This window comes from Pedobacter sp. 01N310 (assembly GCF_056399805.1).
Genome location: NZ_JBFTSB010000003.1, coordinates 111,690 through 127,551, shown reverse-complemented (window position 1 = coordinate 127,551; position 15,862 = coordinate 111,690). Strand labels below are relative to the sequence as shown.

Annotated in this window: 12 protein-coding genes; 9 read left to right on the top strand and 3 right to left on the bottom strand. The window is 39.4% G+C overall.

The annotated features are described in order from the left end of the window. Position 1 precedes the first annotated feature (1 nt). The 5 genes from AC1DNH_RS08740 (at position 2) to AC1DNH_RS08720 (ending at position 8,624) form a co-directional block, all read left to right on the top strand. Positions 2 to 1,180 (top strand): DUF5000 domain-containing lipoprotein, encoded by a 1,179-nt coding sequence (locus tag AC1DNH_RS08740; protein ID WP_477609834.1) that lies wholly within the window; start codon positions 2 to 4, stop codon positions 1,178 to 1,180. Between the two features lie 20 nt (positions 1,181 to 1,200). Then, a complete protein-coding gene (locus AC1DNH_RS08735) occupies positions 1,201 to 2,382 on the top strand; it encodes a DUF4998 domain-containing protein (RefSeq protein ID WP_167346251.1) in 1,182 nt (393 codons plus the stop codon). Positions 2,383 to 3,224: 842 nt separating this feature from the next. After that, complete coding sequence (locus AC1DNH_RS08730; protein WP_477625314.1) at positions 3,225 to 6,335, top strand: SusC/RagA family TonB-linked outer membrane protein; 3,111 nt, start codon at positions 3,225 to 3,227, stop codon at positions 6,333 to 6,335. Between the two features lie 33 nt (positions 6,336 to 6,368). Beyond that, positions 6,369 to 7,994 (top strand): RagB/SusD family nutrient uptake outer membrane protein, encoded by a 1,626-nt coding sequence (locus AC1DNH_RS08725; RefSeq protein WP_057935256.1) that lies wholly within the window; start codon positions 6,369 to 6,371, stop codon positions 7,992 to 7,994. A gap of 216 nt (positions 7,995 to 8,210) precedes the next feature. Next, entirely contained in the window at positions 8,211 to 8,624 is a 414-nt protein-coding gene (locus AC1DNH_RS08720) for an AraC family ligand binding domain-containing protein (RefSeq protein ID WP_167346252.1), read from the top strand. A 16-nt stretch (positions 8,625 to 8,640) separates the two neighbouring features. Here the strand turns inward: AC1DNH_RS08720 and AC1DNH_RS08715 are convergent, their stop codons facing one another. Next, positions 8,641 to 9,675, bottom strand: a complete 1,035-nt coding sequence (locus AC1DNH_RS08715; protein ID WP_477625313.1) for a S41 family peptidase — start codon at positions 9,673 to 9,675, stop codon at positions 8,641 to 8,643. A gap of 3 nt (positions 9,676 to 9,678) precedes the next feature. After that, positions 9,679 to 10,116 carry a MarR family winged helix-turn-helix transcriptional regulator gene (locus AC1DNH_RS08710; protein ID WP_477584047.1) on the bottom strand — a complete coding sequence of 146 codons (438 nt, stop codon included), beginning with the start codon at positions 10,114 to 10,116 and terminating at the stop codon, positions 9,679 to 9,681. A gap of 570 nt (positions 10,117 to 10,686) precedes the next feature. Between AC1DNH_RS08710 and AC1DNH_RS08705 the strand changes: the two genes are divergently transcribed. From AC1DNH_RS08705 to AC1DNH_RS08690, 4 genes are all read left to right on the top strand, one after another. Beyond that, the gene (locus AC1DNH_RS08705; protein ID WP_057935027.1) at positions 10,687 to 11,016 is read left to right on the top strand and encodes a hypothetical protein; all 330 of its coding nucleotides are present in this window, start codon (positions 10,687 to 10,689) and stop codon (positions 11,014 to 11,016) included. Between the two features lie 106 nt (positions 11,017 to 11,122). Beyond that, on the top strand, positions 11,123 to 11,302 hold the full coding sequence (locus tag AC1DNH_RS08700) for a hypothetical protein (RefSeq protein WP_057935026.1): 180 nt from the start codon (positions 11,123 to 11,125) through the stop codon (positions 11,300 to 11,302). Between the two features lie 737 nt (positions 11,303 to 12,039). Beyond that, a complete protein-coding gene (locus AC1DNH_RS08695) occupies positions 12,040 to 12,690 on the top strand; it encodes a hypothetical protein (RefSeq protein WP_157258303.1) in 651 nt (216 codons plus the stop codon). A gap of 315 nt (positions 12,691 to 13,005) precedes the next feature. After that, positions 13,006 to 13,173 (top strand): hypothetical protein, encoded by a 168-nt coding sequence (locus AC1DNH_RS08690; protein WP_157258301.1) that lies wholly within the window; start codon positions 13,006 to 13,008, stop codon positions 13,171 to 13,173. A gap of 142 nt (positions 13,174 to 13,315) precedes the next feature. On the opposite strand, the gene AC1DNH_RS08685 is transcribed toward AC1DNH_RS08690, so the two are convergent. Continuing rightward, the gene (locus tag AC1DNH_RS08685; protein ID WP_057935023.1) at positions 13,316 to 15,787 is read right to left on the bottom strand and encodes a TonB-dependent receptor domain-containing protein; all 2,472 of its coding nucleotides are present in this window, start codon (positions 15,785 to 15,787) and stop codon (positions 13,316 to 13,318) included. Positions 15,788 to 15,862: the final 75 nt, after the last annotated feature.

Sequence of the window (15,862 nt, the reverse complement as noted above, 5' to 3'; positions counted from 1 at the left end):
GATGAAAAATAATAAATGGTATGTATTGGCCACACTTTTTTGTGTGATGATACTTGGCTGCAAAGAAGATATACTGGCACCTTTGGAAAAAGATACAGTAGCACCGCCTCCGATTTCAAATCCCGTTTCGGAACGCATGGCAGGCGCAGTTAAGGTTTCCTATAATCTGCCCTCAGATGCAGACCTGATGTATGTGGTGGCAGAATATACAAATAAATACGGTAAGGTAATCAGCGTTAAAGCATCTTCTTACATCAATGCCTTAACTGTTGATGGTTTCGCCGATACTGCATCTTACAGTCTTAACCTTTATGCCGTAGACAAATCCGAAAACAGGTCGGCACCGGTAACCATTAAAGTAAAAGCGCTTGAGCCGCCCATCTTCGCCGTTCGCAGAAGCCTGGCTTTGGTTACCGATTTTGGTGGCATCAATATAAGCTTTGCCAATCCCACGGAGGCCAATATTGCAGTAGTGGTAACTTATAAAGATTCTTTAGGCAATTTTGCAACAAGAGAAACCATCTATACCAAATCTAAAAACGGTCTTTTCTCCTCGAGGGGCTTTCCCTCTAAAGAAACAGTTTTCGGGGTTTATATCAGAGACAGATGGGACAACCGCACCGATACGGCAAAAGCAACCCTAACGCCGATTTTTGAAAAACAGCTCGACAAAAGCAAATTTAAGGTGCTTACCCTGCCTACAGACGCTCCGGTTGGCTGGAGCCTGCCTATCAGTAACCTATGGAACAATGTAATATCGGCAGAGGGAAATATGTGGCATACCACAGATGTCGGTATGCCATGCCAGGTTACTTTCGATCTTGGTGTGACCGCGAAGATAAGCCGTTTTACGCTTTGGCAAAGACAGGGTATATGGATTTATAACCATGGAAATCCCAAAAGATATGAAATTTGGGGTTCGACCAATCCGGCCAGCGATGGCAGTTATACCAATTGGACCAAATTGGCATCATGTGTTTCTATTAAGCCTTCTGCTCAGCCGATCGGTTCCAACTCCAATGAGGATGTAGCTGCTGCTGCACGCGGTGAAGAGACCAATGTTCCTTTGGATGCACCCCCTGTAAGATATATCCGAATTAAGGTATTGGAAACTTGGATAGGACCAGGGGGACAGGCAGCTCACGTTTCAGAGATGACTTTTTATGGAAACGACAAATGATCTTTATTAAATTATATAGTATGAAACATATTATTGCTTATTCAGTTATTGCAGTTGCCTTATTAATGGTTTCTTGCAGCAAAATGGATGATTACAAAAAATTCACCGATGGCAAAGTTATTGTCTACCCAGGTAAAGCCGATTCATTAAGGATCCAGCCGGGACGCAACAGGGCATTGGTCAGGTTCCTGCTTATCTCCGATCCAAATATCGTAAAAGCGACTATATACTGGAACAACAAGGCAAATCATCAGGATGTTTCCATCACCAGGGGAAAAGGAATAGATACCATAAAAGCAATGGTGTCGCCACTTCCGGAAGGCAATTATTCATTTGAGGTGTTAACCTACGATAAAGGCGGAAATAAATCCGTCGCAGCCTTGAAGCAAGGTGCCGCTTATGGCGATGTTTTTGAGAAATCGTTGTTGAACCGTATATTGGAAAATATTGTTTATCAGCCATCCAATGGAACAACATATCTCAACTGGCGCGCTTCAGATGCAGGATCGATAGGTGCAGAAGTTACCTATACCAACATAAACGGAAAAGTAACGATTAAAAGGATAGCCAAAGACGCAATACAGACGACCTTGACCGATCAAAATCCTAGTACAGATATCCAGTACCGGACTCTTTTTTTACCAGATTCCTTGGCCATTGATACATTTTATAGCGCTTCTGCATCCCGGAAAATAACAGAGTTTTATTTAAAAAACCCGGGAGCACCATTTCTTCAAAGTAAAAGAGATGGAAGGTGGGGCTTAGTTGCAGATTGGACTACTAATGCCGCCGCTAGAAACATGTCCAATGGCGCCGTAGGTGGGTGGGATTCATATAATGGGGGTGGTTTTATTGCTTTTGAGTATTGGGGTACACCCCAAATTACAAATGGAAAAATCTATCAAACTATTACACTCCCACCAGGGAAATATCGCTATGTGGTAACAGTGTCTGAAATTGCCAATCCACTAGAGGCTACTTACGCCGCTGTAAACCTGGGCCAAACACTGCCCGATGTGCCCGACATTTCACAGGCCATGGGAAGTTTTAAATTTTTGGATAATTCGCAGAATGGAAAAGATTTTGCCGTTCCTTTCTCATTGACACAGACCCAGGAGATTACATTAGGATTTGTTTCTACCATGGTAGTCAAAAATCAGAGCAGTGTAAGGTTCAGTAAAGTGCGGTTATATAAGGACTGATTAGCTCGGAAACAATACATCCGATATCAAGCAACATCCTTTACTGTAATAAATAGAAATCCAAGCCATGTTAATGGTTTGGATTTCTGCTTTGCGGGGTAGCCTGTTAGGCACAATCATTACTTTTTTCCAATACTCAATTATTTATAAATCAGTTTGTTAATGTGGTTGTTTTGTAAGTATTTGTAAATCAAAAGGGTATATTGGTAATTGTGTTCCGGTCTAATGGAGTCTGCATAACTAAGCACGTTAAATACTTTCAGCGTTTTGCGATCCTTTAGAAGTCATTAACCTGCGCTTGTTAATTGATCTCGTTTATTGGCAGTTTGAGGATTCTGCTGATTTATAGCGTTTAAAACCAAATAACTGTCCATACCATCATCAGCCTAGTCCCATAAAAATAGAGGGGCAAATCAACTTGTTTGTTTTTTGGGAAAAATTATCAGCCGTGGTTTAATGCGAAAAGTCGGAAAAATATAAAAAGATGTCTGATTACAATAAACCCCACCACTGTTGCGCCTTTTATATTTGAACTATATTCTTTGTCCGATCTGAAGAATGTACAACCAAATATTTGAAGCATGATAAAAGTGTCGACTATAAGTAAGGAAGGTTTTTTCTGGCCTGAAAGATCTCGATATTCTTCTCCTCTATAAAATATTCATGTTGTAGGAAAACTGCCAGTAAATCATGATATGCCTATGAAAAGAAAACGAACTTAATCTTAAGCTATTTGACCAGCCTTTTTATAATGGCTGATATCATTTGTTTAGCCCACAACAAGCAGGTAATTGAAAAACATCCTTGCCTGATTTTCAATAATAACAACCAACTGACCAAATATGGAAATGATTCCAAAGTCGCCAGAAAAATGGCGCAGATTGTTAACACTGTTAACTTTCAGTTCAATACTTTCAGCCACTCCTTTTGCCAAAGGGGTAGCAAGCACAAACACAAGTCTTTATAACAATTTAAATATTAATATTGCTAACGATGCGCCAAATGTTGCCAATCCTAAACAAACAAAAACTGAAGTTACAGTAACGGGTAAAGTTACCGATCTTACTGGCAAAGCAATACCAGGAGTGGTAGTAAAGCATAAAGAATCCGGAAAAGCAACGCAGACGGATTCACAGGGAAATTATTCGCTAAGCACCCCCGACGGGAAAGGAACGCTGGTATTTAGCTTCATAGGCTTCACAAGTAAAGAAATTGTTATAGGGCAACAGACACGGATCGATGTTCAATTGGCAGATGACAATAAAAAACTTGATGAGGTTGTTATTGTCGGTTATGGCACACAGAAGAAAGTAAACCTGACCGGTTCGGTTAGCACTGTTTCCTCGAAAGATCTTGATAATAGACCCATTACCCAGGCATCACAGGCTTTATCGGGTTTGTCACCTGGGGTTCAGGTACAACAGGGTGGAGGCCGCCCGGGCAGTGACGGGGCAAGGGTAATCATTAGAGGTGTAGGGACGTTCAATGCAGGCAGTAGCCCTCTAATATTGATTGATGGAATTGCAGGGTCACTGGATGATGTGGCGCCGGACAATATTGCCAGTATGACCGTACTGAAAGATGCGGCCTCAGCAGCAATTTATGGTAACAGGGCAGCTAATGGCGTTATATTGGTCACAACAAAACGTGGACAAAAGGGGAAAACCGTTATCAGTTATAACAACTATTTCGGCTGGGAGAAAATAACGAGTTTACCGCAATTTGTCGACTCATGGACTTATGCGGAACTAACCGGAGCAAGTGCCGATGTGGTAGCGAAGTATAAAAGCGGAGCCGATCCGGATAACTTTCCCAACGTTTCCCATTTAAAAGATCTGTTGAATACGGGTTCCGGATTTCAGCAGTATCATAATGCCAGTGTTTCTGGCGGTGAAGGCAATAACGTTTATTACCTGTCCGGAAGCTACCGTGATCATAATGGGTTAACGGCAGAAACCAACAACAAAAGATACGATATCCAGGCCAATATTGATACCCGTATCAAAGATAATCTGAATCTTAAAACCAGTATACTCGGTTTTTCTCAATTGCAAACCCAGCCGCAATCCAATTCAGCCGGAATAGGTGGGATAATTGGATTTTCGGTGCGTGAGCCCAATACCATTGCAGGATTGAAATCAGATGGCACCTACGGCCGTCAGGATTTCTTCGCCCCCGAAGCATGGCTCGCCAGTGAAGGTTTCAATAACTTACGTGCTAAAAACTTCTATGGCAATACCACACTCGCATGGGACATTATCCCGGGATTGAACTTAAGTGGAACTGCCGGTTATCACTATTACACGAGTGTAAATACCACCTACGTAGCAGATATAAACATTGATAAGACAACTTATGTGGGCCCAAATAGCTTGGGGATAGGTAATACCGATGGAAATGAAGTTACGCTCAATTTACTTTTAAAATATGTTAAAAGTTTTGGCAAAAACAACTTCTCCATCTTAGGTGGTTACCAGCAAGAGGCACACCGTGATAATTTTACAAGTGCCTATCGCGACAAGTTTCCGAACAACCTGTTGTATCAGCTCGACGCTGGCGCAACGACAAATATGCAAAACGCCGGATCTGCGAATGAATACGCTTTCAGGTCTTTCTTCGCCCGCTTTAACTACGATTACGGCGGCAAATATCTTTTTGAGGCCAATGTGCGCTATGACGGATCTTCAAGATTTGCACCTAAAAATAGATATGGGGTTTTCCCTGCGGTTTCTGCAGGCTGGAGACTTTCTGAAGAATCATTCATTAAGGATAATATTAGCTGGATCAATGAGCTGAAAATCAGGGCTTCCTATGGTTCATTGGGTAATGCCAATATTTCCAATTATCCATATCAATATAATATCAGCACCAATGTAAGGTATAATTTCGGAGGGGTAATTGCCCCTGGTGCTGCGGTGACTGCAGCTGCCAATCAGGATATCAAATGGGAAACAACAACCACTGCCAATCTTGGCCTTGATTTCACTTTGTTCAAGAATGCGCTTAGTGGTACAGTAGATATTTATGATAGGACAGCTAAAGATATTTTATACCAGGTTCCGGTATCTTCTACACTTGGCTTAAGCGCACCAACGCAGAATGCGGGTTCAATCCAAAATAGAGGTATTGAGGTTAGTTTAACCTACAATACCAAAATAGGTCAGGTGAACTTCGGTGTATCACCAAATTTCTCATATAATAATCAAAAGGTAATCAAAATAGCGGGCAATATTCAAAACGTAATCCCTAATTTCTTTTTGGGCCAACCATTAAACCCGATTTATGGATTTGTGGCCGATGGTCTTTTTGTTGATGCTGCGGATGTTGCAAGTTACCCAACACAGCCAAATGGCGGTGTCCCTGGTAACATCAGATTTAAGGACATCAGCGGACCAAATGGTGTTCCGGATGGGAAGGTAGATGCCACTTATGACAGACAGATTTTGGGGAATACCAATCCAAAAGCTTCTTATGGACTAAACTTAACTGCCGCATACAAAGGGTTTGATTTTTCAGCTTTATTTTCCGGGCTTGGAGGGTATACGGTACAGATGGGTTCTTATCAGGCCTACGCATTATATAACGGAGGGAATGTTCAGCAATGGCAATATGAAAATGCATGGACCACACAAAATCCTGATAGAAATGCACTTTATCCACGCATTACCAATTTGAGCCAGGGCAGCGCCAATTTGCAAAGAAACTCTTACTGGAACAGATCAGGAACCTTCCTAAGATTGAAAAATGCCCAGATCGGGTATACCTTGCCATCTAATTTGACTAAAAAAATAAGTCTGGAGAAGGTGAGGATCTTTGCAGGCGGACAAAATCTTTTCACGCTAAATGATTTTTACGAAGGATGGGACCCTGAAAATGGACAGGGTTCTGGAGACAACCCAAACTTCTACCCACTCTCTGCCATTTATACCTTCGGTATAAATGTGAAATTGTAATCTGATGTAGTTAGGATCATTAAATAAAACAAAATGAAAAATTTTAGATATAAATTAACAGTTGTGGTGGGATGCACCTTCCTCACTATGATTGCGGGATGTAAGAAAGACCTTTTAGATACCCAGCCGCTTTCATCAATTTCTGATGCTACCTTCTGGAAAACAGCCGGTGACGCAACACTTGCGCTGAACGGGGTTTATGACAGTGGGGCAGGTTTTACCGGTTATAATTTTTGGGCGGCAACATCGATGGTCAACCTCGATCTGATGGCCGGTAATGGATCAGAAAAGGAATCAATTCCTGATAATTTCACCAATGGAACCTTAAATTCAACCTATGGATTTGTGGGGTCATATTATGCTCAGGCCTATGCTCAGATTGGAAGGTGCAACAATTTTTTGGCCAATATTGGCCTGGTGAGCATGGATGCTGCGCAAAAAGCAGTGATGATCGGAGAGGTGAAAACAATCAGGGCATACAATTATTTCAATCTGGCTTTATATTTTGGCGATGTTCCCCTTGTACAAAAACTGTTGACGGTAGACGAAGCTAATGCTGTATTCCGCACACCTAAAGCAGAGGTTTGGGCATTTTGCGAAAGTGAACTTAAGGCTGCGGCCGCTGCACTTCCTGTATCTGTAAGTGCAGATCGATTGGGGCACATGACATCTGCATCGGCACTGGCCATTCTGGGCCGTTTACAGCTCGCTCAGAAAAAGTGGGCAGATGCAGCCACTACTTATAAAACCATCGTCGATTATAATTATTATACTATCGATCCCAGATACCGAGAACTTTTCTTAAATGCAGGGGAAACCAGTCGTGAGATCATCATGTCAATGCAGTACATTAGGGATACTTACAATCATGCATTGTTGCAATACCTTACGCCCGAAACCTGGGGAGGATGGCATCAGTATTCACCCTTTAACGAACTTGTGGAAGCATATGAGTGTAAGGACGGGAAAACGATAGCAGAATCTCCTTTGTTTGATAAAAACAATCCATATAACAACCGTGATCCGAGGATGGATTTCAATATTATGATCTCTGACCGTACGAGTTTTCGTGGAAAAGTTTACTCTGCTAAACCAGGTACGACGCTTCCGGATCGCCTGAACCAGTATCCTGGTGTTTGGAGCGGTTATGCGATCTATAAATTTCTTGAAGATGATCCTGCTGTGGCAACTACCAATAATACGGGAAACAACTTTCCTTTGATCAGATATGCAGAAGTATTGCTTGGCTATTTAGAGGCAAAGCTAGAGTCTGGCAGTGGTGTAGATCAGGCGTTATTGGATGCAACAATAAATAAAGTAAGGGGAAGGGCAGCCGTGGCAATGCCAGCAATAACTACCTTAGATCCAACAGCACTCAGAACAATCCTCCGCAGAGAACGCCGTGTAGAATTTGCATTTGAAGGGATCAGGTATTTTGACTGTTTGAGATGGGGCATAATCGGTTCAGAGAACAATCAGCAGTTTACTGGTATGAAACTCACCAACGATCCTGCCAATTATAAAGATTATCCCGTAAACGCAAATGGATACTATATTTTCAAAAAACGCAGTTTTATAGTGGGCAAAAACGAACTCTGGCCAATTCCGCAGTCAGAAAGGGATCTGAATAAAAATTTAACCCAAAACCCTGGTTATTAACTATTATGTTTAAATTTTGTGCATTCAGGCAAAACAAAATACTATTGGTTAGTAAGATTAGCGTCATTCCTTCGGGGATGGCGTTTTTTAATGGACATCGGATCGTCATCCCATCGATAAACAATTTGATGTGCTTTAAAGGTTTAAGCTTAACTCAATTTGGATCGCTCAGTTACGACCAATTGTTACAGCTATAAATTTAAACGATTACAATTAGTGAAGCCGAAGGTTTTAAATTTGTCAAATGGGCTATTCCATTCTTTTAGTGCTAGATTAGATACCCTGCCGGATATTAATAACCATTGGCATTACCGTCGTGAATTGGAGTTGGTTTATTTCAAGCGCGGCAATGGTACTCAGTTTGTTGGTGATAGCGTAAAGCCCTTTAAGGATGGCGATATAGTTTTGTTGGGAAGCGATTTACCTCATTTTTGGCAATTTTCAAAAAAGCACTTAAAGAGCGGCGGCAGTGATGCTGTTGAAATATTTGTTATTCACTTTAACGAGGATTTTTTTGGCGATGTTTTACTGTGCCTACCAGAATTTCAGGAAATTAGAAGATTGTTTGAATTTTGCGGTCATGGGCTTCAGATTAGTAATTCTGTCCCCATTTTGCCAAACCCTGGTTAGCAATAAAAAAAAATGCCTACAATTGTTTTTCTAATTTCAAAATCTTTTCTTTAATTTCATTTTCCGTTAATTCTGTTTTTGTGTTTGATTTAAACAGATTTTCAAGTGCTATAATTTGCGCTTTTATCAATGCTTTTTCAGAATTTACTTTTTCATCAACATTAATACCTGTATGCTCCCAATTCGTTTCTGTGACTGCATTTTTTTCAACTGATATCGGGATGAACAACTGATATTTTTTGCCAATAAAAAATACTTTTACAGGATTTGCTGCTCCATAGGTTTTGTCTCCAATTACCTTTGCAATTTTATTTTGCTGTAAATTATATGCTAATGCTTCAGCGGCAGAAATGGTATTATTGTTTACAATGAGGTATACAGGTTTATCTAAATACTTTTTGCCATTTACTTTTTTATAGGTGTACTTCTCTTCGGTTTTATTATTATATCTGGTGTAAATCTCACTCAATTTAATTCTTTCATTAAAAAAATAACTTAAAAATAGCCTTACCATTTTGCCATCACCGCCCCGGTTGTTCCTTAAATCTATAATCAAAGCATTTGTATTTGAAACAAAATTCATTGTAGCATCTAAAATTTGTTGAGCAGATTTATTTCCTTCGGGAAATCCGGTATATTCAATATAACCGATATTTCCGTCTAATCTCATCACTTTATCAAAACCATAATTCCACTGTTTGTTAATAGCATCGTATTTTTTTAGCAATTCCTTTTCATTGACTGCTTTTTCTTCCTCTTTACCCGGACGGTATAATAAATTGAAATGCAGATCATTACCGTTTCTTGTTAAATATTTTGAAAGAGATTTTGCAAATTCTGCATCAGAAAGATTGTCAAAAGTTTTAAGATCTATTTCCGATTTTAATTTTTTAGAAAGTTGATTTGCAACATCTTCAAAAATGTAATATTTATTAATTTTATCTGCTATTTCCAATATTTGTTTATTACTTTCCGTAAAATCCTGGGCATTCGCTTTTGAGTTGAAGCAGATTACAACGTAGATTAACAATAGATTAAATACTTTTTTCATTTCTTAGATTTTACAATTAGTAATTATTTTATTTAATATTTTTTCGAGTAAATTAATCTCTTCCAACGACAAACCATTTAGTGCCGTTTCTCTATTCAGTTTTGCAATTGGGTTTATTAATTCTAGCGTTTTTTTTCCTTTTTCGGTTATTTCAAGATTAAATTTCCTTCTATCTCCTTTATGAATAGTTCTATTTAGATAATCTTTTTTAACCATTAATTCTATCATTCTCGTGATGGATGCATTATCCTTAAAAACAAGATTTGCCAATTCATTTTGAGAAATTTTGTCATTCTTGTTAAGGATTATTAAGACTAGGCATTGATCTACTGTAATATCTTTTACAATTTTTGAGATATTCCTTTGTGAAATTTTTCTATACTCCTTAATTGCTTGTTCAATCAAATAAAGTACTGTTGCTGTTGGGTTTTTGTTATTCATATCAATTATGTTGATGCAAACATAATTGATATATCAATATAAAGTATAAAAAAAATGATTTTTGTTTTTAAGAGCTTTTATGTTCGGTATTGAAAGTAGGCAGAAATTCCTGATTTTCAGATTCGCCATCATACATAATTCTTCACCAAAAGTGATGATGAACCAGTTTGAAGCGAAATGTGGCCTCACTTTAAAAACGGAACGAGTGGCCATTTTCCCTGAAATATCCAGGCTTAAAGGAAAGTATGAATTTCGTTGCCGAAGCCGGGGACTATGCTTTTACTTTGATAAAGTCTGCTCTTTTGGACAAGCAGGAACAAGTGGAAGAAAGTTCTTTATAGCAGGAAGATAAAACAGATGGTATTCAGGTAAATAGTCAACCTGAAATTAGAAAAACTGATCAATGTAAACTGCCTGGTTATTCCTTTTACAACTGTGTATAAAGCTGGTTATTGCCTTAAGACTGACTTTTGCGCACTATAAATTTGGTCTGAAAAAATATTTTGCCTGATTTTCAGTTGCTTATCCTAAAGCATTTGTCAATGTGCCTAATCTGTCTATTTTTGCCTGATGACCGTAACCGTACTGGCTATTTTAGAGACAGATTTTAAGCCTGAAAAAGCATTGGCCAAAGTAATGAACGACCGTTTGGTCCGGACCGCAAAGGAATTACAGGAAGCCCATTTCAAGCCTTTGTCAGGCAGGGGATTTTCAGACGATGATCTGGTTGTCTATATCAGCTATAACCCGAAATACAAAATCCGCTACCGTATCGTGAATGATGTACCTGCGGATATCGAGTATTTTGTTGCGGAATGCTGCGGCAGGCTGGGCTTTATCCTGTGGAGAGCCAATGCGATAGGGGTAAGCAGTGAAGCCGGGCATCTTGGTTTTCAATAGTTCTTTTTTTTGCTTTCCCGCTTAAATGTTTAGTTTTGGGGCTGGAACACGGTTTCCAAGGACAAAATAATTATATCCGGGCCCTTTGGCCCCTTAAAAAACAGTTATGGACAAATTCAAACAGGTACAGGAAGTAATCGCTTCAGTTGAGGCTGATGTGACGAAATTTTATGATGGTGGAAATGCAGCAGCCGGTACACGTGTACGTAAAGCAATGCAAGACCTTAAAAACCTTGCCCAAGAGATCAGGGCTGAGGTTACGGAGAAAAAGAACAGCGCAAAATAAACAGGAGACTGTTTTGGGAAATAAAGCCACTGGTATAGATCAGTGGCTTTTCGTTTGGCATACAGTCATTCAAATATATGTGCGTAGACCTGGGCAAGTGTCGAAGTTTTTTGTTTTATGCCCGGTTGTCTAATTTTGATAGCCGCTTTATATTTTTTTTGGCAACTGCCGGGCTATCCGCTCATACGCCTTCAGGCCTTAACCACAGGCCGGTATCCGCTGCTATCCCTGTTGCGAAGGACAAGATTCCTTTATTAAATTTAGGGTGGAATGAAAGGGTGTAGGACCTTTGGTTTTAATTATTTGTTTTTAAGGAAGTTAAAATCGTATTTGGCATTAGGTCGCCAAAAACTCACCTCTATTTTTCTTGCAAATTTTTTGTTTAAAAGGTATTAAATTATCATACATTTTAAAAGACGTTTTCAAAATCAGATTTTTTTTAATCAATATTATCTGCTCTAATCGTTTTCGTTTAAAAACATACATTGAATAGTTTATTAAATATATCACATGTTAAATTTTTGGTGCTCTTAACGAGATCTTTAACGAACTTTTTTGTTGATGATTTGAAGCGTAAATCAGAGTTGAAGATTTCAAAATAAGTCTCGCACCGTTTCTAATAGTCATTGATAAAAATATTTTAGAATGTTGATGCAACCTTCGATCAATTCTTGTCGTCTCTCCTATATAAACTAATTCAAATACACGTTACCAGCGTCAAACAAGCTTTAAAGAAGATGAAGAAATATACTTACTTGTTTATTATTGCCCTTTGTGTCCTTGGTAGTTCCTGCACAATGATGGTGAAAGGAATCGCCAAACTTTTGGTTAAAGACTATAATGATTATACCGATACTTATATTTCTGATATACAAATTGTGGATGCTGATGGAAGTAATCACTCATTTGGCAGCTTATACAGGGGAAAAACGGTCTATCTATATGTTTGGGGAAATAAGAAACTCTCAGTTCAGCAGGAAAAATCATACCGGTTGCTAAAGGAACGCTTTGCTAAATATTCCGACGTAATTTTTGCCAGTCTATATGTAGGTTCAGATACCTCATCAACCAATAAATTAGGTGCTGATGTTTCGTCTGCCAAATTCCATAAAATTTTGGCGATCGGCGATCCGGCACCGTTCATCATCGGGAAGGATGGAGCAATTTTGGCTTACAAAGGCCCCAAGCCAGATGATAAAATTATTGTGGATTATGTTCTTTATCAAGCCATGGAAGGGGAAAATGGAACTAAATCTGCCAAACGTTTTATTAGAGGAATAAATGGAAATAACCAGTTTAAATCTCCTAAACTGATTGAATGGTACACTAGCCACTTTGGCAAGGCCCCCGACCATAAACTTAATATGTCTCTGTCTTCCACAAATTAGGAGGCAATCAAGTTATGACCATTTGACCCGAAATGGGTAGGCTACTTTTGAGGTTCTTCGTTGCTTTTGGTGAAAATCTGTGGAGTTCAGTTCGAAGGTTTGATGATACGATTGATAATATCTGCCACCAAACGACAAGTAAATATACGACGAGTCATAATCACAATCAATATAGTGAAATTGAGGTTTTCAGTGATGAGTTTACTTCCGATAAGGAGATCAACGAATACCTTGTCTTTTAAAACAGGACAAAAGATCATAGTAAGGAAAAGATCATAGTAAGGACTTGTTAAGGGTGACAGGCTTACTGTAGAAATGCATGGCGTTGAGGCTCCGGTATACACCTATTTATTTAGCCTTTTCAATGCCAGCAGTTCTGCCGACCGGGCAGCTCCCGCCAATCTGGTAAGTAATGTCAGTGGTGGAGCACTTGGCTTTTTTAGTGCACATGTTGTAGAACTTGAGACAATTACAATTCCTTAAGCACCTAGCAATTAAGAGCGAAAGCCGGAGAACCGTTTAAACAAAGCCCTATGCCAACGGTTCTCTGCTAATCAGTATTTTTTCCTTTTTGTATTTTTTCTCAAATAGTTAGCTGCTTTTTTGGGAGACTACGGCCTTAAAACTATTTTCCCCCGCCAACATCGGGCAGCTGCGGCCCATTGTCTTCTTTCGAATCTTTTTTAAACTGTAGCTTGCCAAATTTATAGGATAATGTTAACCCAAAGGACCGTACAGGAACAAACCTAAGGCTTGTCTGATCGAAATTTGGGCCAAAGCTGGTCTGTCTCTGCGTGAGATTCCGGTTGAAAGGATTTACTCCTGTTAAACCGATACTCGCATTTTTGTTGAGAAACTGTTTTCTTATCGCGATACTATAGTTGAATACTGAGGGTCTTGTACTCCTTAAGTTTTTTTGTGATGAATTATAATTTCCAAAAACTTCTGCCAAAAGATTATTGCGAAGCTCATAACTTGCATTTAGGTTGGTTCTGTAGGCAAATGCACTAACACTTGCCAGGCCAGGCGATACATTGTCTCTGTTGCCTGCCTGTATGTTGGTGCGCAGGTTCAATTTTTTGGTTATAGGTACCGAAGCAAATAAACTCGCGCCAATGCTTGTCTGCGTGCCCAGATTGAATCTTTGGGTAAGTGAAACAGCAGAATAATCGATATCATTGATGGTCAATACGTCATAATAGGTGGTAAGCTGCTGCATATCATCGGTATTTCTCCTGAAATATCCAGCAAAATAAATGTTTGCTCCGTTTTTAAAGTTTTTGCTGTAACCCAATTCAAAGTTATTGCCGATTTCAGGCTTCAACAGTGGATTTCCGGTACTCATATTATGCGGATCGCTGATATTGTAAAATGGGTTGAGGTCACCATAATCTGGTCTTTCGATTCTATAGGTATAAGAGAGTTTGATAGATTGCGAATCATCGAGTTTATGCTGAAGGGTAAAAGATGGGGCAAAAGTATTGTATCCGGCTATTTCTGCACCGGAGAAATCTGCTACTTTTCCAGTACGTTCATACCTAAGTCCCGTCTTGCCCGTAATAAAATCTTTAAAAAGTGAAAAAGAAGCCGATAGGTAGGCCGAATATACATTCCTCTTATAATTAAAGCCATAGGTTTGGTTGGCATTGTTAATATACGATCCGTTTGTGGTTAAAGTATCCGTAACCACATTATTGTTCAGGTCGTCTATATTCATTTTTACTCCGCTTTCAATTGTGAGTTTTTTGCTTACAGGCAAAGTGTAGTTAACAGAAAGTTCGGTCTCATTTTCTTTACCAGGGTTCGAGCTCTGTAATCCGGTTGTTGGATAATTGCCGTTCAGGTAGGCAGAGGTTTGTGAAGTACGAACGGTGTTGTTTCCAAAACTCGAATTATAGAGAAAATCCAGTTCATGACCTCCTTTTTTGAAACTTTTTTTGTAGGCTAAACTAATATCGGTTGAGTTGGCGTTAAAATTACTGACCGAATTTCTGGTGCTCTGGATATTGGATAACAAAAGCCCAGATGAGGCAAGCAGGTATTGTTGGTTTTGGTTGGTAACCCCACTTCCGTTATTATTGAAATGATTGTAACCAAAGGTAGCTGTGACTTCATCCTTAGGTGTAATGCTCCAGTTCAGATTGATGCCAGTCTGGTAGCTCCCTCTTTTGGTAGGGTTGCTTCCGTCCTGAAAAAACCTGTTAATCGTATCTCTGGTATTATTATAGGAAAGGCGGTCAAGTGAACTTTTTGTAACCGTGTTGAACTGTTTGTTCCCACTAAAGAAAACACCAACACCAAAATTTCCTTTTTTTACATTCAGGTTTACCGATCCGTTTTCCAATCTTGTTCCGGCAGAAACATTGACACTTCCGTTCATGCCCTGGAATTTATTATCTTTTAATACGATATTGATGATCCCCCCTGTGCCACTGGCATCATATTTCGCACCCGGACTGGTAATCACTTCTACACTTTTGATCTGACTGGCGGGAATCGACTGCAGCGCATCAGCAAGGCTGGCACCAAAAATACTGGAGGGCTTGCCATTGATTAAAAAACGGACGCTTCCACTTCCCTGCAGTTCCACATTTCCATCGATATCAACACTTACCATCGGAACTTTTTTTAACACATCCAAAGCCACACCGTTCTGTGCGGTAAGATCGTTAGCGGTATTGTAAACGGTTTTGTCGATCTTGTTCTCTATAATGGGCGTTTTGGCTGTAACCGTTACAGATTGCAACTGATCTACCGTAGAAACCAATAAAGTAGTACCAAGATGAATATTGGATGATGTTGCACTGATGGTTACCGGATCGAAGATTTTTTCTTTGTAACCTATAAAATCTACAGCAACTTTATATACACCGTTTGCAAGACCAGAAACCGTAAAGTTTCCCTGAGCATTAGAACTGATGCCGTTGACCACAGTTTTTGTTCCTGTTTTGAAAATGGTGACGGTCGCAAAATCAATTGGCTCTTTTGTAGTGGCATCGATAACTGTTCCGGAAATTTTTCCCTTTCCGGGATTGGTTTGTGCAAATAAGGTATTAGATAAAGTTATAAGGAAAAGTACAGTTAAAAGGTATCGCATGAATATGAATTATAATATAACACAAATATCACCGTAGATTCTGTTGCAAAACTGAAGAATCCATTTTCTTGCTGA